The organism is Lysobacter sp. Root916, from assembly GCF_001429785.1.
Lineage (GTDB): Bacteria > Pseudomonadota > Gammaproteobacteria > Xanthomonadales > Xanthomonadaceae > Lysobacter.
In genome coordinates, this window is sequence record NZ_LMJF01000013.1 from 1 (window position 1) to 24,153 (window position 24,153).

The 24,153-nt window shown below is 69.0% G+C and carries 22 protein-coding genes; 9 read left to right on the top strand and 13 right to left on the bottom strand.

Features of this window, described 5'->3' with window-relative positions; all coding sequences use genetic code 11:
- The first annotated feature begins 459 nt into the window (after positions 1 to 459).
- Positions 460 to 906, top strand: coding sequence for a DUF192 domain-containing protein (locus ASE35_RS12545; RefSeq protein WP_057161132.1), 447 nt, complete (start codon positions 460 to 462; stop codon positions 904 to 906).
- 13 nt (positions 907 to 919) lie between these two features.
- On the opposite strand, the gene ASE35_RS12550 is transcribed toward ASE35_RS12545, so the two are convergent.
- On the bottom strand, positions 920 to 1,111 hold the full coding sequence (locus tag ASE35_RS12550) for a rubredoxin (protein WP_056180017.1): 192 nt from the start codon (positions 1,109 to 1,111) through the stop codon (positions 920 to 922).
- Positions 1,112 to 1,181: 70 nt separating this feature from the next.
- On the opposite strand from ASE35_RS12550, the gene thiE reads away from it, so the two are divergent.
- The 3 genes from thiE (at position 1,182) to ASE35_RS12565 (ending at position 5,492) form a co-directional block, all read left to right on the top strand.
- Positions 1,182 to 1,835: a thiamine phosphate synthase gene (thiE, locus tag ASE35_RS12555; RefSeq protein WP_057164059.1), complete on the top strand. Its 654-nt coding sequence runs from the start codon at positions 1,182 to 1,184 to the stop codon at positions 1,833 to 1,835.
- A 16-nt stretch (positions 1,836 to 1,851) separates the two neighbouring features.
- Positions 1,852 to 3,135, top strand: a complete 1,284-nt coding sequence (gene hemL, locus ASE35_RS12560) for a glutamate-1-semialdehyde 2,1-aminomutase (protein ID WP_057164061.1) — start codon at positions 1,852 to 1,854, stop codon at positions 3,133 to 3,135.
- Positions 3,136 to 3,323: 188 nt separating this feature from the next.
- Positions 3,324 to 5,492 (top strand): S8 family serine peptidase, encoded by a 2,169-nt coding sequence (locus ASE35_RS12565; RefSeq protein WP_057160853.1) that lies wholly within the window; start codon positions 3,324 to 3,326, stop codon positions 5,490 to 5,492.
- A 125-nt stretch (positions 5,493 to 5,617) separates the two neighbouring features.
- On the opposite strand, the gene ASE35_RS12570 is transcribed toward ASE35_RS12565, so the two are convergent.
- The 6 genes from ASE35_RS12570 to ASE35_RS12595 form a co-directional block, all read right to left on the bottom strand.
- Positions 5,618 to 7,729: a TonB-dependent siderophore receptor gene (locus ASE35_RS12570; protein ID WP_057164063.1), complete on the bottom strand. Its 2,112-nt coding sequence runs from the start codon at positions 7,727 to 7,729 to the stop codon at positions 5,618 to 5,620.
- Positions 7,730 to 7,835: 106 nt separating this feature from the next.
- Complete coding sequence (locus tag ASE35_RS12575) at positions 7,836 to 8,270, bottom strand: HIT family protein (protein ID WP_057164065.1); 435 nt, start codon at positions 8,268 to 8,270, stop codon at positions 7,836 to 7,838.
- Positions 8,271 to 8,286: 16 nt separating this feature from the next.
- On the bottom strand, positions 8,287 to 9,513 hold the full coding sequence (locus ASE35_RS12580) for an acetylornithine/succinyldiaminopimelate transaminase (RefSeq protein WP_056180032.1): 1,227 nt from the start codon (positions 9,511 to 9,513) through the stop codon (positions 8,287 to 8,289).
- A 68-nt stretch (positions 9,514 to 9,581) separates the two neighbouring features.
- Positions 9,582 to 10,679: a glutathionylspermidine synthase family protein gene (locus ASE35_RS12585; protein ID WP_057164067.1), complete on the bottom strand. Its 1,098-nt coding sequence runs from the start codon at positions 10,677 to 10,679 to the stop codon at positions 9,582 to 9,584.
- The gene (locus tag ASE35_RS12590) at positions 10,679 to 11,128 is read right to left on the bottom strand and encodes a hypothetical protein (RefSeq protein WP_057164069.1); all 450 of its coding nucleotides are present in this window, start codon (positions 11,126 to 11,128) and stop codon (positions 10,679 to 10,681) included. The genes ASE35_RS12585 and ASE35_RS12590 overlap by 1 nt, the downstream gene beginning before the upstream one ends.
- A gap of 2 nt (positions 11,129 to 11,130) precedes the next feature.
- The gene (locus ASE35_RS12595) at positions 11,131 to 11,529 is read right to left on the bottom strand and encodes a DUF350 domain-containing protein (protein WP_056180041.1); all 399 of its coding nucleotides are present in this window, start codon (positions 11,527 to 11,529) and stop codon (positions 11,131 to 11,133) included.
- A 150-nt stretch (positions 11,530 to 11,679) separates the two neighbouring features.
- Between ASE35_RS12595 and ASE35_RS12600 the strand changes: the two genes are divergently transcribed.
- Complete coding sequence (locus ASE35_RS12600) at positions 11,680 to 13,275, top strand: M20/M25/M40 family metallo-hydrolase (RefSeq protein WP_082607285.1); 1,596 nt, start codon at positions 11,680 to 11,682, stop codon at positions 13,273 to 13,275.
- Positions 13,276 to 13,413: 138 nt separating this feature from the next.
- Here the strand turns inward: ASE35_RS12600 and ASE35_RS12605 are convergent, their stop codons facing one another.
- Together ASE35_RS12605 and ASE35_RS12610 are read right to left on the bottom strand one after the other, a co-directional pair.
- Entirely contained in the window at positions 13,414 to 14,259 is an 846-nt protein-coding gene (locus ASE35_RS12605; protein ID WP_057164071.1) for an NAD(P)-dependent oxidoreductase, read from the bottom strand.
- A gap of 96 nt (positions 14,260 to 14,355) precedes the next feature.
- Positions 14,356 to 14,997, bottom strand: a complete 642-nt coding sequence (locus ASE35_RS12610) for a serine/threonine protein kinase (RefSeq protein WP_235570071.1) — start codon at positions 14,995 to 14,997, stop codon at positions 14,356 to 14,358.
- A 247-nt stretch (positions 14,998 to 15,244) separates the two neighbouring features.
- On the opposite strand from ASE35_RS12610, the gene ASE35_RS12615 reads away from it, so the two are divergent.
- A complete protein-coding gene (locus tag ASE35_RS12615) occupies positions 15,245 to 17,266 on the top strand; it encodes a bifunctional DedA family/phosphatase PAP2 family protein (protein ID WP_057164073.1) in 2,022 nt (673 codons plus the stop codon).
- 168 nt (positions 17,267 to 17,434) lie between these two features.
- Here the strand turns inward: ASE35_RS12615 and ASE35_RS12620 are convergent, their stop codons facing one another.
- The 4 genes from ASE35_RS12620 to ASE35_RS12635 form a co-directional block, all read right to left on the bottom strand.
- Positions 17,435 to 18,037: an LON peptidase substrate-binding domain-containing protein gene (locus ASE35_RS12620; RefSeq protein WP_057160859.1), complete on the bottom strand. Its 603-nt coding sequence runs from the start codon at positions 18,035 to 18,037 to the stop codon at positions 17,435 to 17,437.
- 38 nt (positions 18,038 to 18,075) lie between these two features.
- The gene (locus ASE35_RS12625) at positions 18,076 to 18,444 is read right to left on the bottom strand and encodes a hypothetical protein (protein ID WP_056180051.1); all 369 of its coding nucleotides are present in this window, start codon (positions 18,442 to 18,444) and stop codon (positions 18,076 to 18,078) included.
- A gap of 366 nt (positions 18,445 to 18,810) precedes the next feature.
- Positions 18,811 to 20,202, bottom strand: coding sequence for a UDP-N-acetylmuramate:L-alanyl-gamma-D-glutamyl-meso-diaminopimelate ligase (gene mpl, locus ASE35_RS12630; protein WP_057160860.1), 1,392 nt, complete (start codon positions 20,200 to 20,202; stop codon positions 18,811 to 18,813).
- 259 nt (positions 20,203 to 20,461) lie between these two features.
- Complete coding sequence (locus ASE35_RS12635; RefSeq protein WP_056180057.1) at positions 20,462 to 21,040, bottom strand: adenylate kinase; 579 nt, start codon at positions 21,038 to 21,040, stop codon at positions 20,462 to 20,464.
- Between the two features lie 167 nt (positions 21,041 to 21,207).
- Between ASE35_RS12635 and ASE35_RS12640 the strand changes: the two genes are divergently transcribed.
- From ASE35_RS12640 to ASE35_RS12650, 3 genes are all read left to right on the top strand, one after another.
- Positions 21,208 to 22,464 carry a 6-phosphofructokinase gene (locus ASE35_RS12640; protein WP_057160861.1) on the top strand — a complete coding sequence of 419 codons (1,257 nt, stop codon included), beginning with the start codon at positions 21,208 to 21,210 and terminating at the stop codon, positions 22,462 to 22,464.
- 10 nt (positions 22,465 to 22,474) lie between these two features.
- On the top strand, positions 22,475 to 23,302 hold the full coding sequence (locus ASE35_RS12645) for a helix-turn-helix transcriptional regulator (RefSeq protein ID WP_057164075.1): 828 nt from the start codon (positions 22,475 to 22,477) through the stop codon (positions 23,300 to 23,302).
- 250 nt (positions 23,303 to 23,552) lie between these two features.
- Positions 23,553 to 23,993 carry a VOC family protein gene (locus ASE35_RS12650; protein WP_056180066.1) on the top strand — a complete coding sequence of 147 codons (441 nt, stop codon included), beginning with the start codon at positions 23,553 to 23,555 and terminating at the stop codon, positions 23,991 to 23,993.
- Positions 23,994 to 24,153 lie beyond the last annotated feature (160 nt).

The window sequence follows — 24,153 nt, forward strand, 5'->3', positions numbered from 1 at the left end:
TGGACTCTGTTACGAACGTCTGCTGATGGACTAACACCACCGGCCAGACGCCCGCACAAGTCACCTGCGCACACTGTCAAAGATCGTTGGAACCGGCCTCAGCGCCTTGTTCCGGCCTCGTCACCAAAGTGCCCGAGGGAGCCGCACATCTTACAGCAGATTTCGCGACCGTCAACACCCTGCGAAACCTTTTTTCTACCGCTTCCCACCGTTCCGTTCAGGCCCTAAAGCCGTCCCGTCTGGTGGGCCGCGCATCTTACAGCAGCCTCCGAATCCGTCAACCGTTTTCGATGCCACTTTCGATCCGCCCCGCCGCGCTCAATCGATGCAGCTCGGCGGGGCGCGCATTGTGCACAGCTCAAGCTGAATAGGGAAGGGGGTCAGCGAAAATAATTCGACTTGACCGCCGCGCCGCGCTGCCCGATGGTCGCCGCACCCTTAGGCAACAAGGAACGCTCGATGTCCAAGCTACGTCTGTTGGCCGCCTGCTGCGGCCTGGCCCTGTCCGGTTGCGCCAGCGGCGCCGACCCCTGGGTGGAGCTGGCCGGGCAGCGCTATACGGTGGAAGTCGCCGACGATGACGAAGAGCGCGCCATGGGCCTGATGTTCCGCGAGGAAATGGCCGACGACCGCGGCATGGTCTTCATCCACGAGCGCCAGGAACCGCAGGCCTATTGGATGAAAAACACCAAGATTCCGCTGGACATCCTGTACTTCGACAGCGACCGCAAGCTGGTGTCGCAGCAGCGCGACGTGCCGCCGTGCTCGGCCGGCAACCAGTGCCCGCCCTACCCCAGCGCCGCGCCGGCGCGTTACGTGCTGGAACTCAACGCCGGCCAGGCGGCCAAGCTGAAACTGCAGGACGGCGCCGTGCTGACCTTCGGGCCCGGTCTGCCCCAGCCCTGAACCGCCTGGGCGCTCAGAGCTCCATCATCTCGAAGTCGTCCTTGGTCACACCGCAGTCCGGACAGGTCCAGGTATCGGGTACGTCCGCCCAGCGGGTGCCCGGGGCGATGCCCTCTTCCGGCAGGCCCTTGGCCTCGTCGTAGATGAAGCCGCAAACGACGCACATCCAGGTGCGGAACACGGTAGCGGCGGCGATCTCGGACATATGGGCGGATAATGGCTGTCTTGCGGGACAAGCATTGTCCCACCCCCGCCGCGCCCACGGAAGCGCCGTCATGCATTCATCCTGGCCGCGCCGCGGCGTCTATGCGATCACCCCCGACGAAGCCGACGACGCGCGCCTGCTGGCGCGGGTCGGCACCGTGCTCGGTGCGGGCGCGGCCTGGCTGCAGTACCGCAACAAGGCCGCCGACGAGGTCGCCCGCGAACGCCAGGCGCGCGCCTTGCTAGCGCTGTGCCGGCAGTACCAGGTGCCGCTGATCGTGAACGACGACTGGCGCCTGGCCGCGCGCATCGGTGCCGACGGCGCGCATCTGGGCGAGGACGACGGCGACATCGCGGCCGCGCGCGCCGCTCTGGGCGCGGATGCGATCCTCGGCGTGTCCTGCTACGACCAGGGCGCCCTCGCCTGCGCGGCGGTCGCAGCCGGCGCAGACTACGTCGCGTTCGGCGCGTTCTTTCCGTCGCCGACCAAGCCCAACGCGCGTCGCGCGGCGCCGCAGCTGCTGCGCGACGCGGCGGATTTGAACGTGCCGCGGGTGGCCATCGGCGGCATCACCCCGGACAATGCGCCGGCGCTGGTCGCGGCCGGCGCCGACCTGCTGGCGGTGATCAGCGGCGTGTTCGACGCGCCGGATCCGGCCGCCGCGACGCGCGCGTACCGGGCCTGTTTCGACTCCCCCGATTCCGATTCCGTTTCTCTTACCTGAAGACCCCTGCCTGCCCATGAATAACGCCCGTTCGCACGCCCTGTTCACCCGCGCTTCCGAGCTGCTGCCCGGCGGCGTCAATTCGCCGGTGCGCGCGTTCAAATCCGTCGGCGGCGAGCCGTTCTTCGCCCAGCGCGCCGAAGGTGCGTATCTGTACGACGTCGACGGCAACCGTTACGTCGACTACGTCGGGTCCTGGGGCCCGATGATCGCCGGCCACGCCCATCCGCAGGTGCTGGACGCGGTCGCGCGCACCATGCGCGACGGCTTGAGCTTCGGCGTGCCCAATGCGCTGGAGGTGACCATGGCCGAGGCGATCACTTCGATCGTGCCCAGCTGCGAGATGGTGCGCATGGTGAATTCGGGCACCGAGGCCACGCTGTCGGCGATCCGGGTGGCGCGCGGCGCGACCGGGCGCACGCGCATCGTCAAGTTCGAGGGCTGCTATCACGGCCACGGCGACAGTTTCCTGGTCAAGGCCGGCAGCGGCGCGCTCACCCTGGGCCTGCCGAATTCGCCGGGCGTGCCCTCGGCGCTGGCCGACCTGACCCTGACCCTGCCCTACAACGATTTCGAGGCGGCGACGCGCTTGTTCGACGATGTCGGCGATCAGATCGCCGGCCTGATCATCGAACCCATCGTCGGCAACGCCAACTGCATCCTGCCGCGCGAGGGTTATCTGCAGCATCTGCGCGCCCTGTGCAGCAATTACGGCGCGCTGCTGATCTTCGACGAGGTGATGACCGGTTTCCGAGTCGCGCTGGGCGGCGCGCAGCAGCGTTACGGCATCAAGCCGGACCTGAGCACCTTCGGCAAGATCATCGGCGGCGGCATGCCGGTGGGCGCCTACGGCGGCCGTCGCGATCTGATGAAGCAGGTCGCGCCCAGCGGCCCGATCTATCAAGCCGGCACCTTGAGCGGCAACCCGGTGGCGATGGCCGCGGGCCTGGCGACGCTGGACCTGATCCGCGCGCCGGGCTTCCACGAGGCGCTGGAACGCGGCACGCACGCGCTGTGCGACGGCCTGGAAGCGGCCGCGCGCGAGGCCGGCGTGGCCTTCCATACCACTCGCGCGCCGGGCATGTTCGGCCTGTATTTCCGCGAAGGGCCGGTGAACAGCTTCGCCGACGCGATGGCCTCGGATACCCAGCGCTTCAACCGCTTCTTCCACGGCATGCTCGAGCGCGGCGTGTACCTGGCGCCGTCGGCGTTCGAGGCCGGCTTCCTGTCCAGCGCGCACGGCGAGGCCGAGATCGCGCACACGCTGGAGGCCGCGTGCGCGAGTTTCGCGGCCTTGTGATACGCGCCCGCCCCGCGTTCGCGGCGGCGACATGCAAGTTCTCAGACACTCGAACTCGCCTCGATTGTTCCGTGATACGCATCCGATTCGGGCGCAAGCGCGCCCGGATCGCCGCAGGTATGCTTGGTCTGGCTACTAGGTTGTGATTTTCGATTCCTCTCGAATGCGAATAACCACAAGGACCAACCATGAAGCCCCACCCGTACCTGCTCGTCGCGCTGCTCAGCGCGGCCTCGATCCATAGCGCGATGGCGGCCCCGCCGCCCGGAACCGACACTCAACCGCGTTTCATTCCCTACGAAGTCCTCGTCAAGTTCAAGCCCGGCGGGGAAAAGTCGGCGCTGGCCGCCGCCTCGGCCGATATCGCACTGGAGCGGCCGTCCCAGCATTTCTGGGTCGCGAAGATCCGCCGCCCGAACGCCGCACGTTCCGACAAGGATGCGGCGAAGGCCGAAACCTTGGCCCTGCTGGCCGAATTGCGCCAGCGCGACGATGTGGAATACGCGCAGCTGAACTATCTGTTCGCTTTCTCCAGCGACCCCCTGTTCGCGGAGCAATGGCACTACCCGGCCATCTCGCTGTCAAACGCATGGGCCGCCTCGGGCAGGGGCAACGCCTCGGTGCGCATCGCCGTACTCGACACGGGCCGCTCGGATCATCCGGATTTGAGCGGCCGCTTCATGGTCGACCAGTACAACATGATCGACGAGTACAACGCCCCAGCGCCTGGTCAGCCCGCTACGGACAATGGAAGCTGGCGCCACGGCACCCATGTGGCCGGCATCGTCGGCGCCACGGTCGACAACAACACAGGCGGCGCTGGGGTCTGTCCGGGTTGCACGCTGATGAACGCGAAGGTCGGCGACAGCGGTACCGGCATCGTCGCTCCGGGCAACGGCCTCGACAACCCGAACACGCTGTGGATCACCAATAGCATCGACTGGGCAACCGACAAAGGCGCGCGCGTCATCAATATGAGCTTCGAGTTTCCCGGCGCCTGCACTCAGGGGTCTTTTCCAGTCCTGCGCGCGGCCATCCGGCGTGCCCGGGACAATGGCGTGACGCTGGTCGCCGCCGCGGGCAACGGGGCTGGCAACGTCGACAACGCGACGCCGGCATCCTGCCCCGACGTGATCTCGGTCGCAGCCATCGATCCCAGCAGCTCCCTCGCGCTCTACAGCAATCGCGGGTCGAACATCGGCATCACCGCTCCCGGCGGCGGCGGCTCGTTCTCGTACGATTCGCAAGGCAACGTCCTACCGACTTCGACGGTCTATGGCGGCATGCTGAGCGTGCTGGGCGTTCCGCTGTGCAACTCCGACCCCGCGAGCGCCTTCAATTCCCAGATCAAGCAACGCGGCGTCGTATCGGCCTGGACCACCTCCCCGGCTAGCGGCAATTCGCATTGCTATCGCTACCTATCGGGCACCTCGATGGCCGCGCCCCACGTATCCGGGACCGTCGGCCTGATGCTGTCGGTCAAGCCGAATCTGCGGCCCGATCAAGTCGGTCGAATCTTGCAGCAATCCGCGACCGCACTCCTGTCTTGCGGCCCCAACTGCGGCCCCGGCCTGCTCAACGTCGCGAACTCAGTGGCATTGGCGGCGACCACCAGCACCGGGCCGTGCAGCGCCGGCAATCCATCCTACCCGTTGAGCTGCAGCATCGAAGGCCACAGCCAGTACGTCAACGGCAGCGGCACGCTGGTGGAATCGGTCTATGCGTACGGTTACCGCTGGCAGTTCGATGCAGCTGGCAATCAAAACGGCGTGGCGAAAAAGCTCAACGCGTTCCCGCACTATAAGGACGGCCCTTGTCAGTACGCGCCGGCCGGCCAGACTTGCACGCTCGATTCGGTGACCGCGCTCGACTATCCGGGGTTCGGCTATATCGAATCGGTGACCGCCTACGGCCGCTATTGGAACTTCGACCAAAACAACAACGCCTTGGGCAACAGCGGATCGCTTTTGACCAGCGTACCTCGCTACGCCAATGGGCCTTGCGCCTACGCAGGCGGCGCGCCTTGCACCTTCGACACGCGCGACATGTTCAATCCGCCGCAATGGGGCGGACTGTACGAATCGATCACCGCTTATGGACGTTATTGGACTTACGACGCAGCCGGCTCGCTGATCGCCAGTAACACGCTGCTGAGCACTCCGCGCTATGCCAACGGTCCCTGTGCCTATCGGCCGGCGGGAACGACTTGCAAGTTCGGTAGTCGCGAGCAGCGGAGCGGCCCGAACGGCATCATCGAAACGGTGACCGCGTACGGCCGCTACTTCGAATGGGACGGAAATGGCAACCCGACCGCGAACAACGGTGTGCCCCTGAACGATATTCCGCGCTTGCACTGATCCGCGGCGCGCCCAGGATCGGCACGAGCGATGGCTGTCGCCATCCGAGGCGGCGCGTCGCAACCGTGTAGCGGCGTAAACGGCCGGCGAATTCGCCGGTCGTTTACGCCCACTCTCGAGCCACATCAGAACACGAACGTCGCGCTCAGTCCGATGTTGCGGCGCGCGCCGAACCAGCAGTCGCCGCGGCCCATGCAGATGCTGAAGTAGCGCTTGTCGGTCAGGTTGTTGACGTTGAGCGCCCAGCGCCAGACGCCGGTGTCGTAGGACAGCATCGCATCGGCCAGGGTCACCGCCGGCGTGGTCGGCGCGGGCAGGCTGTCGAAGGCGCTCATGTAGCGCAGGCCCAGGCCGGCGGCGTAGCCTTCGCGGCCGCCGATGCGGAAGCGCTGCTTGCCCCAGACCGCGGCCTGGTGGCGCGGCGTGGCTTCGAGCTGCCTGTCGTTCTCCAGGTAGTTGTAGTGCGCGGTGATGTCGAACGTTTCGGTCAGCCGGCCGCCGACTTCCAGCTCCACGCCGCTGACCTTGGTCTTGCCCGCCTGGATGTTGGTGTTGGGGTTGCGCGGATCGGGGACCAGGCGATTTTCCTCGCGCAGCTCGTAGGCGGCGGCGCTAAAGCTCAGATCGCGCCCGGCCGGTTCGAACTTCAGGCCGGCTTCGACCTGCTCGCCCTTTTGCGGCGTGTAACGCGCGCCGGTGATGGCGTTGGTGCCGGCCAAGGGAGTGAAGGATTCGCTGTAGCTCAGGTACGGCGACCAGCCGGCCCAATCGTGGAACATCAGGCCCAGGCGCTTGGTGATGGCGCTGGTGTCTTCGTCGGCGGCGCCGGCCAGCCCGTTGTTGACCCGGTCGTGGCGCACACCGGCGACCACGATCCAATGCTCGCCGAACTTCATCTGGTCCTGCAGGTACAGGCCGACCTGACGTTGGCGGGTCTTGACCGGTGCGCCCAACGCCGGCGGCGTATAGGGCGTGTACACCGGATCGAAGATGTCTACCGGCGGCACGTTGCTGTCGAACAACTGGGCCTCGTCCTGCTTGAAGCGCACCGCGTCCAGCCCCAGCAGCATCTGGTGATCGATCGCGCCGGTCCTGAAGCGGCCCTCGACGTGCTGGTCGATGTTCTGCATCCGTACCTGGGTCTTGGCGAACCAGCCTTCGCGCGGCAAGAGCCGCTGCTGCGCGTCGAGGAAGGGATCGGTGGGATCGAGGAAGGGATTGCCGTAGACGCTGGCGTAATCGACCTTGTTGCGCGTGGCGCGGAAGGATTGGCGGACCGTCCAGTTCTCGTTGAAGCGATGCTCGAACGACCAGCCGGCGGTGCTGCGGTCGGTGTCGTAGTGATCGCCGGGATTGCCGATGTAGCGATGCGCTGGCACGCGTCCGTTCGGGTTGGGCGCCAGCAGGCCGCTCCAGCCGAAGAACTGCGAAGTGGAACCGGTGCGATCGCGCTGCCAACGCAGTTGCACGGTCAGGGAGGTGTCCTCGTTGGGCTTCCAGGTCAGCGAGGGCGCGAACAGGCGGCGGTCGTCGTCGACATTGTCGACCTGGGTGGCGCTGTCTCGGTACACGCCGACCAGACGATACAACCAGGTGCCGTCGTCGCTGAGCGGGCCGGTGAAATCGGCGTTGAGCTGGCGGCGATCGAAACTGCCGATCTGCACGCCGATCTCGCGCCGGGTCTGCGCTTGCGGGCGCTTGCTGACCAGGTTGACGATACCGGCGGTGCTGCCCTGCCCGAACAGCATCGAGGCCGGGCCGCGCAGCACTTCGATGCGTTCGAGCATGTAGGGATCGGTGCGCGCGCTGCTGGTGTAGTAGTTGAACGCGTTGCGCAGGCCGTCGAGGTATTCGCTGGGCGAACTGCCGCGGATCAGGGTCCAGTCGCCGCGCGAATCCAGGCCGTAGGCTTCCGAACGCACGCCGGCGGCGTAGTTGAGCGCGTCCTGCACGCTCTGCGCGCCCTGGTCGGTCATGCGTTGCCCGGTCACCACCGTGATCGCCTGCGGCGTTTCCGAGATCGGGGTGTCGGTCTTGGTCGCGCTGCGGGCGCTGTCGGCCTGGTAGCCCTCCACCGCCGCGCCCTCGACGACCACATGGTCCAGCGTGGTGGCCCGATCCGCCGCCGCGTCACCGTCGTCGGGGCTGGAAGAGGTCTGGGCCAGCGCGACGGGCGCGGTCAGGGCGAGCATTAGCGCCACGGCCAAGGGAGCCGGGGTGATACGAGAGCGGGGCATGGGTTCTCCGGCTGTTTATGCAAACGATAATCATTATCGTTTAGTTAAGCAGCGGATGCTAGCCCGGACAGGTACGCGACGAAGGAGGCCGGACCGTGTCGCGTCGTCAGGACGCGGACAGGCGTGCGGCGATGGTGTGTGCGAGCACGCGCAAGGTCGCGTGATCGGTGGGCGCGGGAACTCCGGCTGGGTACACGTCGAGCAAGCCGTCGCCATGACGGCGCGGATGCACATGCAGATGCACATGCGGCACTTCCTGCCCGCCGGCCTCGCCGTTGGACTGCCAGAGGTTGAGGCCGTCGGGCGCGCCGTCGGCGGCCAGGGCCTTGGCGATGCGCACCGCCAGCGTCATCAGGTGCGCGGCGGTGGCTTCGTCCAGCGCGTAGATATTGGGCACGTGGGCGCGCGGCACCACCAAGACGTGGCCGGGCACCGCTTGGCGCAGATCCAGGAAGGCGATGGCAATGGCGTCTTCGTGGACGATCGCGGCCGGCGCTGTGCCGGCCACGATCGCGCAGAAGACGCAGTCGCCGTCGCTCATCGTCCGAGCTTGGCGATCAGCGGCCCAGGAACGCCGCCAGCGCGGCGCGCAGGCGCGCCAAACCTTCGCCGATGTCGGCGTCGGAGATGTTCAGCGCCGGCACGAAGCGCAGCACGTCGGGGCCGGCCTGCAGCAGGAGAAGGCCGTGGTCGACGCAGCGGTCGAGGATCTCGCCGGCCTTGCCGGCGTGCTCGGGACGCAGTTGCGCGCCCAGCATCAGGCCGCGGCCGCGCACTTCGGAGAACAACGAGTACTCCTCGTCTAGCGCCGCCAGGGCCGCGCGCAAGGCCTCGGACTGACGCAGCACATTGGCCAGCAGCGCCGGCGACGACAGCTCGCGCAGGGCCGCGTTGGCGACCGCGGCCGCGAGCGGATTGCCGCCGAAGGTGGTGCCGTGAGCGCCGAACTGCATGCTCTGACCGGCGCGCGCGCCGACCAGCATGGCGCCGATCGGGAAGCCGCTGCCCAGCGCCTTGGCCAAGGTGACCACATCGGGCACTACCTCATAGCCGTGGCAGGCGAACAAGCGGCCCGTGCGGCCCATGCCGCATTGGATTTCGTCGAGGATCAGCAGGGCGTCGTGGCGATCGCACAGCGCGCGCAGACCGCTCAGGAACTCCGCGGTGGCCGGCGTCACGCCGCCCTCGCCTTGCACCGGCTCGACCAGCACCGCGCAGACCGCGCCGTCGGCCATCGCCGCTTCGGCGGCGGCCAGATCGTTGAAATCGCTGTAGCGGAAGCCCGGCGGCAGCGGCTCGAAGCCCTCGTGGTACTTGGGCTGGGCGGTGGCGGTGACCGCGGCCAGGGTGCGGCCGTGGAAGCTGCCGCGGAAACTCAGGATGGCGCGACGCTCGGGCTCGCGGCCCTGCGCGGTCGCCCACTTGCGCGCGAGCTTGATCGCGGCCTCGTTGGCCTCGGCGCCGGAATTGCAGAAGAACACCCGCTCGGCGAAACCCGACGCGCTCACCAGCGCCTCGGCCAGGCGCAGCGGCGGTTCGCTCACGAACACGTTGCTGGTGTGCCAGAGCTTGCCGGCCTGCTCGGTCAGCGCGGCGATCAGCGCCGGATGGGCGTGGCCTAGCGCGTTGACGGCGATGCCGGCGCCGAAATCCACGTACTCGCGACCGTCGCGGTCCCAGATACGCGCGCCCTGGCCGTGGTCGAGCACGATCCGGCGCGGACGGTAGACCGGCAGGTAGTAGCGCTCGGAAAGGGCGAACAGCGATTCGGTGGAGGCGGTCATCGACGCGGGATCGGTTGGGGAGAACGCATATTCTCGCCCAAGTCGGCGGCCGGCGCTGGCGCGCAGGTTCAGTCGAAGCAGTGCGGCACGAAGCGGCTGCTGTTGCGGGTGATGCGGTCGCCGTCCTCGCGCACGCCCAGTCCGGCAGCGACGTCGCCGACCACCCAGGCGCCGAGCACGGCGTGGCCGGCGGCGCTTTGGTACAGCGGCGAATAAGCCTGGTAAACCGTGTCCGGCGCGGCCATCAGCGGGGCGCGTTCGAACATCGCCACGCCCTCGCCTTCGCGGCCCAGGCGCGGCTTGGCGACCAGCGGGCCGTCGATCGCGGCCGGATCGTGCGAGGCCGGCAGCAGGTTGGGATGGCCCGGGAACATGCGCCACAGCAGCGGCAGCAGGGCCTTGTTCGACAGCAACTGCTTCCAGGCCGGCTCGATCCAGCGCGTCGGCGCCGCCGGCAGGTGCTCCGCGAAAGGCTCGTCCAGCAACCATTCCCAGGGGTAAAGCTTGAACAGCTGCGCGATCGGGCGGTCGTCGAGATCGACGTAGTTCGAATCGAGCCAGCCGATCTCGGCGATGTCCAGCGATTGGGTCGCGTAGCCGGCCTGGGCGCAGGTCTCGCGCAGGTACTCGACGGTCGCGCGGTCCTCCGGCGCCTCCAGGCAGCCGGCGAAATGCACCTGCGCGCCGACGGGCAGCACCTGCGACCAGCGCTCGACCAGGCGCTCGTGGATCAGATTGAACTGATCGGCGCCGGCGGCGGTGTCTTCCAGCCAGTACCACTGCACCACCGCGGCCTCGAACAGCGAGGTCGGGGTATCGGCGTTGTACTCGAGCAGCTTGGGTTCTCCATAGCCGTCGTAGGCCAGATCGAAGCGGCCGTACAGCGCCGGCTCCTTGGCGCGCCAGGAGCACTCGGCCAGTTCGGCGGCGCGCGCGCTCAAGCCCAACACGGCGTAATCGCCGCGTTCGACGACGTGAGCTACGGCTTGCAGGCACAGTTGGTGCAACTCGCCGGTCGCGGCTTCGATGCGGTCGATCTGGTCTTCGCGAAAGCGGTAGCAGGCGTCGTCGACCCAGTAGGCGCCGTCGAGGCTGTGGAAGTCGAAGCCCAGTGCCTCCACCCGCGCGCGCCAGTCCGGCCGCGGCGCGCAACGCTCGCGGCGCATCAGGAACGGACCGAGTGCGCGGCGCCGGTGCGGCCGAAACCGCCGCGGTAACCGCGTTCGACCGTCGGCGCGCGGTATTCGGCGTCGCTGCGCAAGCCAGCACTGTTGCCGTAGCTACCGTAGCCGCCGTAGTAGCCGCGATGGTGGCGGCAGCGGTTGCCGGCCTGCTCGTCGCGCGGGTCCTGCGCCTTCTGCGGATACCAGGGCCCGTACCAGCGCCCGTTCTCGTAGGTGCAGCGATCGCTGTAGTCGCATTCGCAGCTGTAGCGATCGGCGTAACCGCCGCGCTGCACCGGCTCGGCGGTGAGATCGCGCACGATCGGATAACCGATCAGCCCGGCCGCGCCCAGCCACAGTAAAGGCACCGCGTAGGAGCGCTTGCGCTTGAGCGGGCCGGGGCGGGTGATCGTGGGCGTGTACTGCGACGCGCCGCGTTTCTTCTTCGCCATCGTCAGTAAGTCATCGCCGCGGCGTTGATCAGGCCCACGCCCAGATGCAGGGTGGCGGACAACAGCGCGGCGGCCTGCTCGCCGCGCTCGATGCGCGCGGGAAATCCCGGCAGCAGCAAGCGGGTCAGCACATGCGCGGCGGCCTGCGTCAGCATCGCGACCGCGCCCCACACGGCCAGATCGATCAGGCTGAGGCTGTGCGCCATCGCGCTGGCCAGCGGCAGACAGAAGCCGAGCAGCGCGCCGGCCAGGGCGGTGCTGGCGGCGAGGTTGCCGTCGCGGATCAACTGCAGTTCGCGATGCGGCGTGAGTTGCAGGTACACCGCCAGAAACAAGGCGACGAACCCCAGCCCGACCCCGAAATAACCGGCGAACGCCGGCAGACCCTGCAAGTACGACATTCCCACCCCTGATCGGAAAGCCCGCAGACCTTAGCCCGACCGCGCAGGGGCGACAAGGCGGAATGCGGCAGGACGCACTGTGCGCTGCGTCATGCGGTGAACCGGGGGTCGCGCGCAGAATCGGCAGACCACTCCAGGGACCCCACGCTCATGACCCAGCCGCGCCGCTCGTCGTTCGCCTGTCTGCTGTCCGCCCTGCTCGCCGCCGGCTCCGCCGCCGCGGCGCCGCCCAATGCGCCCGCGCCCAAGATCTCGATCACCGAGACCGCCGCGTTCGACGCCGCCTCGGTGCCCGCCTACACCGGCGACTACGCCGACATCTACGCCTACCTCGAACAGCACCGCGCGCAGGATCTGGAACAGCTGCAGCGTTGGGTGCGGCAGCCGTCGATCAGCGCGCAGAACCAGGGCATCCAGGAAATGGCCGAGCTGCTGCGCGCCGACCTGCAGGGCCTGGGCTTCCGCGACACCGCGCTGGTGCCGACTTCCGGGCACCCTGGCGTCTACGGCTACTACGACGCCGGTGCCGAACACACGCTGGTCGTCTACATGATGTACGACGTGCAGCCGATCGAGCCCACCGGCTGGAAGGTCGACGCCTTCAAGGGCGAGCTGGTCGACGAGCCCGGCCTGGGCAAGGTGTTGATGGCGCGCGGCGCGACCAATCAGAAGGGCCCGCAGCGCGCGTTTCTCAATGCGCTGGCGGCGATGATCAAGGTGCGCGGCAAGCCGCCGGTGAACCTGATCGTGCTGGCCGAGGGCGAGGAAGAGCTGGGCTCGCCGCACTATCCGGAAGTGGTGGCCAAGTACGAAGCGCAACTGCGCAAGGCCGACGGCGTGTTCTTCCCGATGAACACCCAGGGCCGCGACGGCGAGCCCAGCATGTTCCTGGGCGTGAAGGGCATCCTGTATTTCGAGCTGGAAGCGCGCGGCAATGCCAAGACCGGCGGTTCGCAGAAGAGCGAGGTGCACGGCTCGATGGCGGCGACCCTGGATTCGCCGACCTGGCGCCTGGTGCAGGCGCTGTCGACCCTGACCACGCCCGAGGGCGAGATCGCGGTGCCGGGCTACCGCGACGCGATCCGCCCGCCCAACGCCGAGGAACAGCGCCTGTACAACGGCCTGATCCGCGACCGCGAGCAGGACGCGGCCAAGACCCTGGAGGTGCTGGGCGCGACGCGCTGGAAGAACGGGCGCAGCGTGCGCGAGGCGGTGGCATCGGAATTGTTCGACACCACCCTCAACATCGACGGCCTGGTCGCGGGCTACACCGGCGAAGGCGTCAAGACCATCCTGCCGCACCGCGCGGTGGCCAAGGTCGATTCGCGGCTGGTGCCCAACCAGACCCCGGAGCAGGCGCTGGGCCTGATCCGCAAGCAGCTCGACGCACAGGGCTTCGACGACATCGTGGTGCGCCAGCTGTCCGGCTATCCGCCGGCGCAGACCTCGGTGGACGCACCGTTGTCGCGCGCGGCGATCGGCACCTACCGCAAGTACGGCTTCACCCCCACCATCGCGCCGCGCCTGGCCGGCAGTGCGCCCTACTACGTGTTCACCCAGACCCTGGGCCTGCCGATGATCGCCGGCGGCCTGGGCCACGGCAGCGGCGCGCACGCGCCCAACGAGTACATGGTGGTGGAACCGCAGGCCGGTTCGAAGATTGCCGGGCTGGCGCAGGCCGAGCGCTTCTATGTCGACCTGATGTATGCGCTGTCGGATTCGCTAAAGGCGACGGCGAAGAAGTAAGGCGGCGATGCGGTGGGCGCGGCGATGGGCCGCGCTCACCCTGCTGTCGTCGCTTGCGCGGGCGCGTGGCGATGCGACGCGATGCGGTTCGCTGCGCTCACCGCATCCTACGGAGGCGATGGTGGAGCGCGCGCGGACTCAGCGCGGGGGCTGGTGCGCGCGGTCGGAGTCCAGGAACAGGTCCGGCAGCAGAGGCTGGGTCGGATCGACCGCGTAGCGCGCGAAGTCGGTGACGCCTTGCGCGGCCAGCACTTCGTCGTCGATCAGGAAGTGGCCGTGGTAGCCCTGCGCCGGCCGCGTCAGCACCGCCTGTGCGGCGTCGGCGACGATTTCGGGCCTACGGCAGCGTTCGGCCTGCACGCCCGGAATCATGTTGATCGCATCGGTGGCGATCACCGTGCGCGGCCACAGCGCGTTGACCGCCACGCCCTGCGGCCCGAACTCGGCGGCCAGGCCCAGGGTGACGAAACTCATGCCCATCTTGGCCAGGGTGTAGCCGGTGTGCGGCGCCCACCACTTGGGATCGAGGTTCGGCGGCGGCGCCAGGGTCAAGATATGCGGGTTGGGTGCCTTCAACAGATGCGGCAGACAGGCCTGCGCGCACAGGAAACTGCCGCGCGCGTTGACCTGCTGCATCAGGTCGAAGCGCTTCATCGGCGTGTCCAGGGTGCCGCGCAGCCAGATCGCGCTGGCGTTGTTGACCAGGATGTCGAGGCCGCCGAACGCGTCGACGGTGGCCGCGACCGCGGCGCGGACCTCGTCCTCCTCGCGGATGTCGCACTTGAGCGCGAGCGCGCGGCCGCCGGCGGCCTCGATCTCGGCGGCGACGCTGTGAATGGTGCCGGGCAGCTTGGGATTGGCGACGTCGGACTTGGCCGCGATCGCGATGTTGGCGCCGTCGCGCGCGGCGCGCAGTGCGATCGCGCGGCCGATGCCGCGCGAGGCGCCGGTGATGAAGAGGGTCTTGCCGGAGAGGCTGGTCATGGTGGAAGGCCGGAATTAGGGATCAGAGGTTAGGGATTCGCAAGCATCCGCAAGCCCACATCCTAATCCCTAATCCCAACCCCCTAATCCCTGCCGTCAAGGCTTGGGTCCCTGCCCTTCGTTGTCCTCCCAATGCAGGATGCGCCGGGTCACGAAGCGGTATACCGGTTTGCCGGTCGCGAACCAGGCCTGGCGTAGCCAGGAGGGCCGCTTGAGCAGGCGCCGCTCGATCGGCGTCAAAGCCTGCGGGCAGTAAGTGCGCTTGTGCTTGAGCAGATGGCGCAGGTCCTCGCGCGCGAGCAGGCGCAGCCAGCGCGCGCGCGGGCGCCCGCGCACCGCCAGTTGGAAGTCGATCACCGCCGGCGCGCCGTCGGCCAGCACCAGCCAGTTGGCCTCCTTGGCCAGATCGTTGTGGGCGATGCCGCAGCGATGCAGTTGCTGCAGCAGGCGGCGCGCGCGCCGGAAGTAGGCGACATCGCCGTGCGGCGGGCGCTGGTACATGGCGGCGCCGTCGAGATAGCTGCGGTCGAGCCGGCGCCCGTCCCAGCGCAGCAGCTGCGGCGCGGCCAGGCCGTGCACGCGGCGCAGCGCCAGGGCCTCGCGCCGCGCCAGCCACCAGGCCGGCAAACGCAGCCACAGCGGCACGTGGGCGAGGTCGCGGCGCACGAACAGGCCGTCGCCGTCGCGCATCAGCGCGATGCGACCGAAGCTGTCGGCCTTGAGCGCGGCGACTTCCACGGCCGGGATTGGGGATGGAGGATTCGGGATTGGCAAAGGCGGAGGGCGCTGTGTCGAAGGTCCGGGGCAGGCTGAGACCAGTGTACCGACGCGCCGCGGCGGCGCTCTACGGATCCCGAATCGCGAATCTCGAATCCCGGCCCTTGGCGATGTCAACTGTCATGAGCCCAGTGTACCGACGCCACGCATCGCCGCTTTTGCGTATCCCGAATCCCGAATCGCCAATCCCGGCTCCTATAATCGAGCGATGGATTCAGCCTGGCTCGAAAGCGCGACCGCATGGATCGCGGCGAACCCCACCGCCGCCGGCGCGGTGATCTTCCTGATTGCGTTCTGCGATGCCCTGATCCTGGCGGGCATCGTGGTGCCGGCCCTGCCGCTGCTGTTCGCGGTCGGCGCACTGGTCGGCCTGGGCCACATCAGCGGGCCTTATGCGCTGGCCTGCGCGGCGGCGGGCGCCTTCGCCGGCGACGGCCTGAGCTATTGGGTCGGCTATCGCTGGGGGCCGCAGCTGCGCCAACGCTGGCCGTTCTCGCGCTATCCGCAATGGCTGGATCGCGGCGAGCAGTTGTTCCGCCGCCATGGCAGCAAAAGCATCCTGATCGCGCGCTTCGTCGGCGCGGTGCGGCCGTTCGTGCCGGCGATCGCGGGCATGCTGCACATGCCGGCGCGCCGCTACGCCCTGCCCAGCCTGTTCGCCTGCATCGCCTGGGCGGCCGCGTTCCTGGCCCCGGGCTGGCTCCTGGGCGCGTCCTACGATGCGGTGGCCGCGGTCGCCGACCGTCTGGCCCTGGTGCTGGGCGGGCTGCTGGTGGCGGTGGCGCTGGTCTGGGCCTGCGTGCTCTACACCTGGCGCTGGTTCGCCGCGCACGCCAATAACCTGCTGGCGCGCGCCTTGCGCTGGACCCGCCGGCATCCGCGCATGGGCCGCTATGCCGAAGCCCTGATCGACCCGAACCGGCCCGAGTCGGCCTCGCTGGCGATCCTGGCCGTATGCCTGCTGGCTATCAGCTGGGTCTGGTTCACCCTGCTGGCGACCCTGCTCGCCAGCGGCGGTCCGCTGGCGCTGGATCACAGCATCCACGAACTGATGTGGAGCCTGCGCAATCCGCTGGCCGACCGCCTGATGGCTGCGCTGGCCAGCCTGGGCGACGCGGCGGTGCTGGCGCCGGCGGCGCTGGTCGCGCTGGGCTATCTGCTGTGGCGGCGGCGCTGGATGGCGGCCGCGCACTGGGTCGCGGCGATCGTGTTCGGCCTGGCCCTGACCTCGCTGCTGGAAGCGGCGATCGACATGCCACGTCCGCCGACCGCGCCGGCCGGCTTCGGCTTCCCTTCGGTCGCGGTCACCATGACTACGATCGTGTTCGGTTTCTTCGCGGTGCTGATCGCGCGCGAGTTGCCGGGGCGGCAACGCGTGTGGCCGTATTTGCTGGCGGGCGTGGTGACCACCCTGGTCGGCTTCGCGCGCCTGTACCTGGGCGCGCACTGGCCCAGCGACCTGGTCGGCGGCACTCTGTTCGGCATCGTCTGGCTGTTGATCCTGGGCATCGCCTATCGCCGCCACGTCGCGCGTTCGTTCTGGATGCGGCCGCTGGCCTGGCTGTTCTACGGCAGCTTCGCGGCCGCGGCGCTGTGGCATGCGCCGCGCTCGGCCGACGCGCTGCTGGCGAAGTTCGCCGCGGCCGCGCCCACCCGCGTGCTGGCGATCGACGACTGGTGGCGACGCGATTGGGCGACCCTGCCCGAGCATCGCAACGAACGCGATTTGCGCCGGCGCTGGCCGCTGGACCTGCAGGTCGCCGGCCCGCTGGAGCCGCTGCGCGCGAGCCTGATCGCGCAGGGCTGGCGGGTGCAGCCGCAGGCCGATTGGCTGGCCACGATCGCCCTGCTCAACGACAGCGCGCCGCCGCTGGAACAGGCGGTACTGCCGGCCACGCTGGATGCGCAGGCCGAATCCCTGCTGTTCCTGCGCGCGGGCGCGCGCCCCGACGAGCAATACGCGCTGCGCCTGTGGCCGGCGCCGGCGACGTTCGAGGACGGCACGCCGCTGTGGCTGGGCACCAGCCAGGTGCTGCGACTCAACAAGCCCCTGGATGCGGCCGCGTTGTGGCTGCCGACCAGCGACGACGCACGCGCGCACGCGACCGTGCGCGCGGCATTGAAGGAATTCAGCGCGATCGAGGCGACCGGGTTCCATGGCACGCCGGTGCTGCGCTTGCGCACGGTCGCACCGGGCGATGCCGGGGCGGTGAAGGCGCGCACGCCTTAGGGCGGGGCGCGAGCGCTGGGCGCTTTCGCTGCGAGCAGCGATGCAGTTCGGAGTGACGCGGTGCGATGCGGTTCGCCTGGCGGCTCATCGCATCCTACGGCTGGCTTTGCGATGGCATAGGGCCCATCCGCGCGCGCATCGTATGGCGACCCGGCATCGGTCGCTGGCTCAGGGCAACAGGACCAGCAGACGGTCCAGGCGTTCGTGCGGGTCGTCGATCTGCAACAGCGCCTGGCGCTGCGCATGCTGCAGCGGCAGCAGTTCGGCCAGGCGCCAGCCGACCCAGGCGGCATCCTCCATGCGCACGCGCGGCGCCAGCGCGTGTTCGCCGCCGAAGCGGTCGATCAGCTCCTGCAGCAGGATCGCCAGCAAGCCGTGTTCCGGGCGCAGTACCTGCTCGGAATCGGGCGCGCACCATTCGATTTCGGCCACCTGCAGGCCGTTGTCGCGCACCCGCACGCGGCGCGCGTGGAAGCGACGGGCGCCGCGTACGCGCAAGGTCAGCAGGCCGTCGGCGTCGGCGCCGAAATCCTCGATCAGGGCCTCGGTGCCGAATGCGGCGGCGCTGGCCGGCGCGCCGACCTCCTGGCCGTCGATGATCAGACAGACCCCGAAGCCGCGGCCGCGGCGGCCGCACTCGCGCACCAAATCCAGATAGCGCGGTTCGAACACGCGCAGGCCGAGCGCCGCGCCGGGCACCAGCACCGTGTGCAAGGGAAACAGGCCCAGCGATTCCGGGCTGGAAGCTGCGGCGTCGGTAGCGGTCGACATGCCGCCAGTGTACCCGCGCCGCGCGCGCCGCTACCGCCTCAATGCGGCTCCAGCAGATCGATCAGGGCGCGGCGCTTTTTGCGCGAAAGCCGCTGCACCAGTCCGGCCAATTGCAGTTCGTCGGGATCGCCGTAATGGCCGCCGGCATCGCGCACCGATACGCCGTTGCCGTCGACGCTGCCGCGGCCGGTGCTCAGCCATTCGAAGCTCACGCGCTGCTGTTTGGCGATGTCGATCATGCGCTGCAATTCGGGCAGCGACAGACCGGCCAGCCATTTGCGCGCGGTCTCGCGACTGACGTTGTACTGGATCGCGAGCGCGCCGATGCGCCCGCGGCCCTTTGCGAAACCCGAATAGTCCAGCGCATGGCGCAGGCGCTGGGCGAAGTCGTCGTGGTTTGAAGTCATGCAATACCGCCCATGCATCCTGCCAGGCCGAAACGGGCCGCCCGGGCGGGCGCGGGATGCGGCGCACGGGCGGCGGGAGTGACGCAACTCATTGTTGCGTAACTCGCAGCCTGGAGTGGCACTTTTCATATGCACAAATAACAATTATCAGTTGCTATCTTAGACAGGACCTCGAGCATGAGCCTAGCGCGCCTCTGTCGTGCAACGAGGCACTAACAAGGTGATTTATAGGTATTTAAAGTGTGCACTAATGGCACATATAACGCTCAGGCGTGCACGGAGCGGTGCTGGATGGCACGCAAATTGGCACGTTTGAATTGTCATTCCGGCGGCCGCACACTGCGGCCACCGGCACGCGGAACGCGCTTAGGCGGCGCCGTCGCGCAAGGCGGCGAGAAAACGGCGCGGCGCGCCGTCGAAGCCGCCGTTGGACATGAAGACGACGTGGTCGCCGGCGCGCACGCGAGCGCGCAGGGCCGCGATCAGGCTGTCGGCATCGGCCGCTGTCACGCCTTCGCCGCGCAGGCCGGCGACGACCTGGCCGGCGTCCCAGGCCAGTTCCGGGCGGTGCAGGAACACCACCGCATCGGCGCCGTCCAGGGACGGTGCCAGCGCCTGCGCATGCGCGCCCAGGCGCATGGAGTTGCTGCGCGGCTCCATCGCCACCACGATGCGGGCCGCGCCGACGCGCGCGCGCAGGCCGGCCAGGGTGGTCGCGATGGCGGTCGGGTGATGGGCGAAGTCGTCGTAGACGGTGATGCCGTCGGCCTCGCCGATCACTTCCAGGCGACGCTTGACGCTGCGGAAGGCGGCCAGCGCGGGCAGCACGCTCGCCACATCGACACCGACCGCGTGGGCGGCGGCCAGCGCGGCCAAGGCGTTCATCACGTTGTGACGGCCCAGCAAAGGCCACTGCACCTGGCCGATCTCGTGGCCGTTGTGGACCACGACGAAGGCGCTACCGTCCTGGGCTAGCAGGCGCGCGCTCCAGGTGTAGCCGGCGCCGCCCTGGGCCGCGTCGGCGTCCAGACCGAAGGTCTCCACCGGCGTCCAGCAGCCCATCGCCAGCACTTCGGCCAGGCGCGCGTCCTCGCCGTTGACGATCAGGCGGCCGCGGCGCGGCACGGTGCGCACCAGGTGGTGGAACTGGCGCTGGATCGCGGCCACGTCCGGGAAAATGTCGGCGTGGTCGTACTCGAGGTTGTTGAGGATCGCCACCAGCGGACGGTAGTGGACGAACTTGCTGCGCTTGTCGAAGAAGGCGGTGTCGTACTCGTCGGCTTCGACCACGAACTCGCGACCGCCGCCGACGCGCGCCGACACGCCGAAATCCTCGGCGACGCCGCCGATCAGGAAGCCGGGCGCACGGCCGGCGGCTTCGAGCAGCCAGGTCAGGATGGTGGTGGTGGTGGTCTTGCCATGGGTGCCGGCGACCGCGAGGGTGTCGCGACCCGGCAGCACGCGCTCGGACAGCCACTGCGCGCCGGAGGTGTAGCGGCGGCCGTCGTCGAGCACCTGCTCGACCGCGTCGTTGCCGCGCGACAGCGCGTTGCCGACCACGACCTCGTCGCAATCGGCGGAAATATGTTCGGGCCGGTAGCCCTGGCGCAGGGCGATGCCAAGCTGCTCCAGTTGGGTCGACATCGGCGGATACACCGCCTGGTCGCTGCCTTCGACCTCATGACCGAGTTCGCGCGCGAGCGCGGCGACGCCGCCCATGAAGGTACCGGCAATGCCCAAGATATGTAGCTTCAAGATCCGACGTCCTGGATTAACAGCGAAAGCTCAACGCAGCGACTCCCGCATAGGGCCTACTCCCCCTCTCCCGCTTGCGGGAGAGGGCAAGGGGTGAGGGCGCGCGACAGTTGGCGTTCGACGCAAGCTGGCTAGCAGCCGATGTCGCGATTTCGAGACTGGCGCCGTGGTTTTGGGATTCGTGTGCCCTCACCCCAGCCCTCTCCCGCGAGCGGGAGAGGGGGCTAAAGCGAAAGGCGGAAGCAAAAACGAAGCGGAAAACTCACCCAACCACCGGCGCCGGCGACAACGCCTCGACGATCCGCGTGAACACCTCGTCCAACGAGCCCACGCCGTCGATCGCGGTGAGGCGGCCGTGCTGGCGGTAGTACTCGATCACCGGCGCGGTCACGTCGTCGTAGACCTTCAAACGGGTGCGCACGGCTTCGGGACTGTCGTCCTTGCGGCCCTGCTCGGCGGCGCGGCCGGCGATGCGCTCGACCAGCAGCTCGATCGGCACTTCCAGCTGCACGGCGTAGTCCATGGGCTGGCCGATCTTCTTCAACAGCACGTCCAGCGCGTCGGCCTGGGCCAGGTTGCGCGGGTAGCCGTCGAGGATGAAGCCGCCGTGGGTGTCCGGACGCGAGAAACGGTCCTCGAGCATGCCCAGCAGGATCTCGTCGCTGACCAGATTGCCGGCGTCCATCACCGCCTTGGCCTCGAGGCCGAGCTTGCTGCCGGCCGCGACTTCGGCGCGCAGCAAATCGCCGGTGGAAATGTGCGGCACCTGCAGGTGGTCCTTGAGCCGCGCAGCCTGCGTGCCCTTGCCGGAACCGGGCGCGCCCAGAAGTACCAATCGCATCTACATCGCTCCTAGAACAAGAATGCCTCGCGCGGCCGGCGCTCTCTCGGGAGCGGCCTGGGTCGCGTGCCCGGGGCGCGGCGCTACACTCAGCCGTCGCCACCCCACCGCCGGGCGTCAATATTGCGGTCAGCTTACCGCATCCCGGCGTCAATCCTGGAACCCCCATGGCCTCTGGAACCCTGCTGTACGCGCAATCCGGCGGCGTGACCGCCGTCATCAATGCCACCGCCTCGGCCGTCATCGAGACCGCCCGCGCGCGCAAGGTCAAGGTGCTGGCCGCCCGCAACGGCATCCTCGGCGCCCTGCGCGAGGACCTGATCGACACTTCCAAGGAATCGGCGGCGGCGATCCGGGCCCTGGCGCATACCCCGGGCGGGGCCTTCGGCTCCTGCCGGGTCAAGCTGAAATCCCTGGACGCCGACCGCGCCCGCTACGAGCGCCTGCTGGCCGTGCTCAAGGCCCACGACGTGCGCTGGTTCCTCTACAACGGCGGCAACGACTCGGCCGACACCGCCCTCAAGGTCTCGCGCCTGGCGGCCGAATTCGGCTATCCGCTGACCTGCATCGGCGTGCCCAAGACGGTCGACAACGACCTGGCCGTGACCGACTGCTGCCCGGGCTTCGGCTCGGCCGCCAAGTACACCGCGGTGTCGGTGCGTGAGGCGGCGCTGGACGTGGCCGCGATGGCCGAGACCTCGACCAAGGTCTTCGTCTACGAAGCCATGGGCCGGCACGCCGGCTGGCTGGCCGCGGCCGCCGGCCTGGCCGGCCAAGGCCCGGACGACGCCCCGCACCTGATCCTGTTTCCGGAGCGGCCGTTCGACGAGGCCGACTTCTTCCGGCGCGTCAAAGCCGTGGTCGAGCGCGTGGGCTATTGCGTGGTGGTCGCCAGCGAGGGCATCCAGACCGCCGACGGCCGTTTCGTCGCCGATGCCGGCGGCGGCAAGGACTCCTTCGGCCATACCCAACTCGGCGGCGTGGCCTCGCACCTGGCCGGCCGGGTCAAGGACGTACTGGGCTACAAGGTCCACTGGACCCTGCCCGACTATCTGCAGCGCTCGGCCCGTCACCTGGCCTCCAAGACCGACGTCGAGCAGGCCCGCGCGGTGGGCAAGGCCGCGGTCGAGTACGCGCTCAAGGGCATGAACGCGGTGATGCCGGCGATCGTGCGCGGTTCCGACGCGCCCTACCGCTGGAAGATCGCGCCGGCGCCGCTGGACAAGGTCGCCAACCACGAGAAGAAGATGCCGGCCGGCTTCATCCGCAAGGACGGCCACGGCATCACCGCCAGCGCGCGCAAATACCTGGAGCCGCTGATCCGCGGCGAGGCGCCGCCGCCCTACGGCCGCGACGGCCTGCCCAAGTACGTGACGCTGAAGAACGTGGCGGTGAAGCGCAAGCTGCCGGCGTTCGAGGGCTGAGGACGCGGGCATGCACGAGGCGGCGGCGTTGCGGCCCTGGGTCGCGCAGGTCTGGGCCTGCGCGCGTCCGCCCGCGCCGCCCGCGCCGCCCGCGCATGCGCGCGAGCACTCGCTGCCCAGCGGCGCGATGCATCTGTCGATCCGCCTGGACGGCCCGCCGCTGCGGATCTACGCCAGCGCCGACGATCGCCAGGGCCGCGGCTACAGCGCCGCCACCGTCGGCGGCGTGCGCGCCGGTTACTGCATCAAGGACACCGCCCACCCCGCCGCCTCGGTGGGCGCGGTGCTGCGGCCGGGCGCGGCGCTGGCGCTGTTCGGGGTGTCGGCGGCCGAACTCGCCGACGGCCATGTCGATCTGGCCCAGTTGTGCGGGCACGAGGCCGAGCTGCTGTACGAACGCCTGGCCGGCGACGCCGACCGCGGCCGCCGTCGCGCGCTGCTGCTGGACTTTCTGGGCGCGCGCCTGCGCCGCGCGCGCAGCGGGCGCGGGCTGGATCCGCAGATCGCACAGGCGCTGGCCAGTGTGCAGCGCGCGCCGGCGGCGACCGACGTGGCGGCGCTGGCCGATGCCTGCGGCCGCAGCCCGCGCCATTTCATCGCCGGCTTCCGCGACGCCGCCGGCCTGGCACCCAAGCGCTATGCGCGCGTGCTGCGCTTCCAGCGCCTGCTCGCCGGCTTGGCGGCGACGCCGCGCCCGGCCTGGGCGCAGCTGGCGCTGGACGCGGGCTACTTCGACCAATCCCATCTGATCCGCGAGTTCCGCGAGTTCGCCGGCGTGAGCCCGCGCGAGTACGCGGCGCGCGCGCCCGCGTCGCCCAACCATCTGCCCCTGGCTTGAGCGCGGACGCGCACGCCGATGCGATCTGTGGGCGTTCTGTGGGAGCGGCGTAAGCCGCGATCGCGCAATCGCGACGGCGCGCGCATCGCCCAGAGTTTCGTCGTGGCCGCAGGCTCATCGCGGCTCACGCCGCTCCCACAGCGAGCAGGTGGCGCCGCACGCGCCGCCGCAGCAACCAGGTAAATTTCGTCCAATCGCGCGGCGCGCCCGGGCCGCAGGCTGACGCGCACACCCAACCAGGAGCGCCGCCATGGCCGTACACGAACTGTTCCCCTACCTCTGCGTCGCCGATGCCCAGGCCGCGATCGAGTTCTATGCCTATGCCTTCGAGGCCAGCGAGAAGTTCCGCCTGGTCGAGCCCGGCGGCCGCATCGGCCATGTCGAACTCGACCTGGGCGGCAGCACCCTGATGCTCTGCGAGGAGTATCCGGAGATCGACATCCGTCGCCCGGTGCCCGAGCACGGCCACAGCCACACCCTGCATCTGCACGTGGACGACGCCGATGCGACGGTCGCGCGCGCGGTCGCCGCCGGCGCGCGGCTGGCGATGGCGCCGCGCGACCATTTCTACGGCGAGCGCTCGGGCACTGTGATCGATCCGTTCGGCCATCGCTGGAACATCGGTCACAGCATCGAGGCGCTCACGCCCGAGGAAATGCAGCGCCGCTACCCCGCCGATCCCTGCGCTTGAGCGCGCGCAACGCACGTTCGAACGCAGGAATGCGAACGCGATAGCGGAATTCGTGCCGGATTGTCGTTGAATCGACAGGGGTAATCCGGCAATCTGCGGCCGTGGGCGTCGCCGGCCGTCGGCAAGGCGCACGGAAGACCGATCACTTCAAGGAACAGCT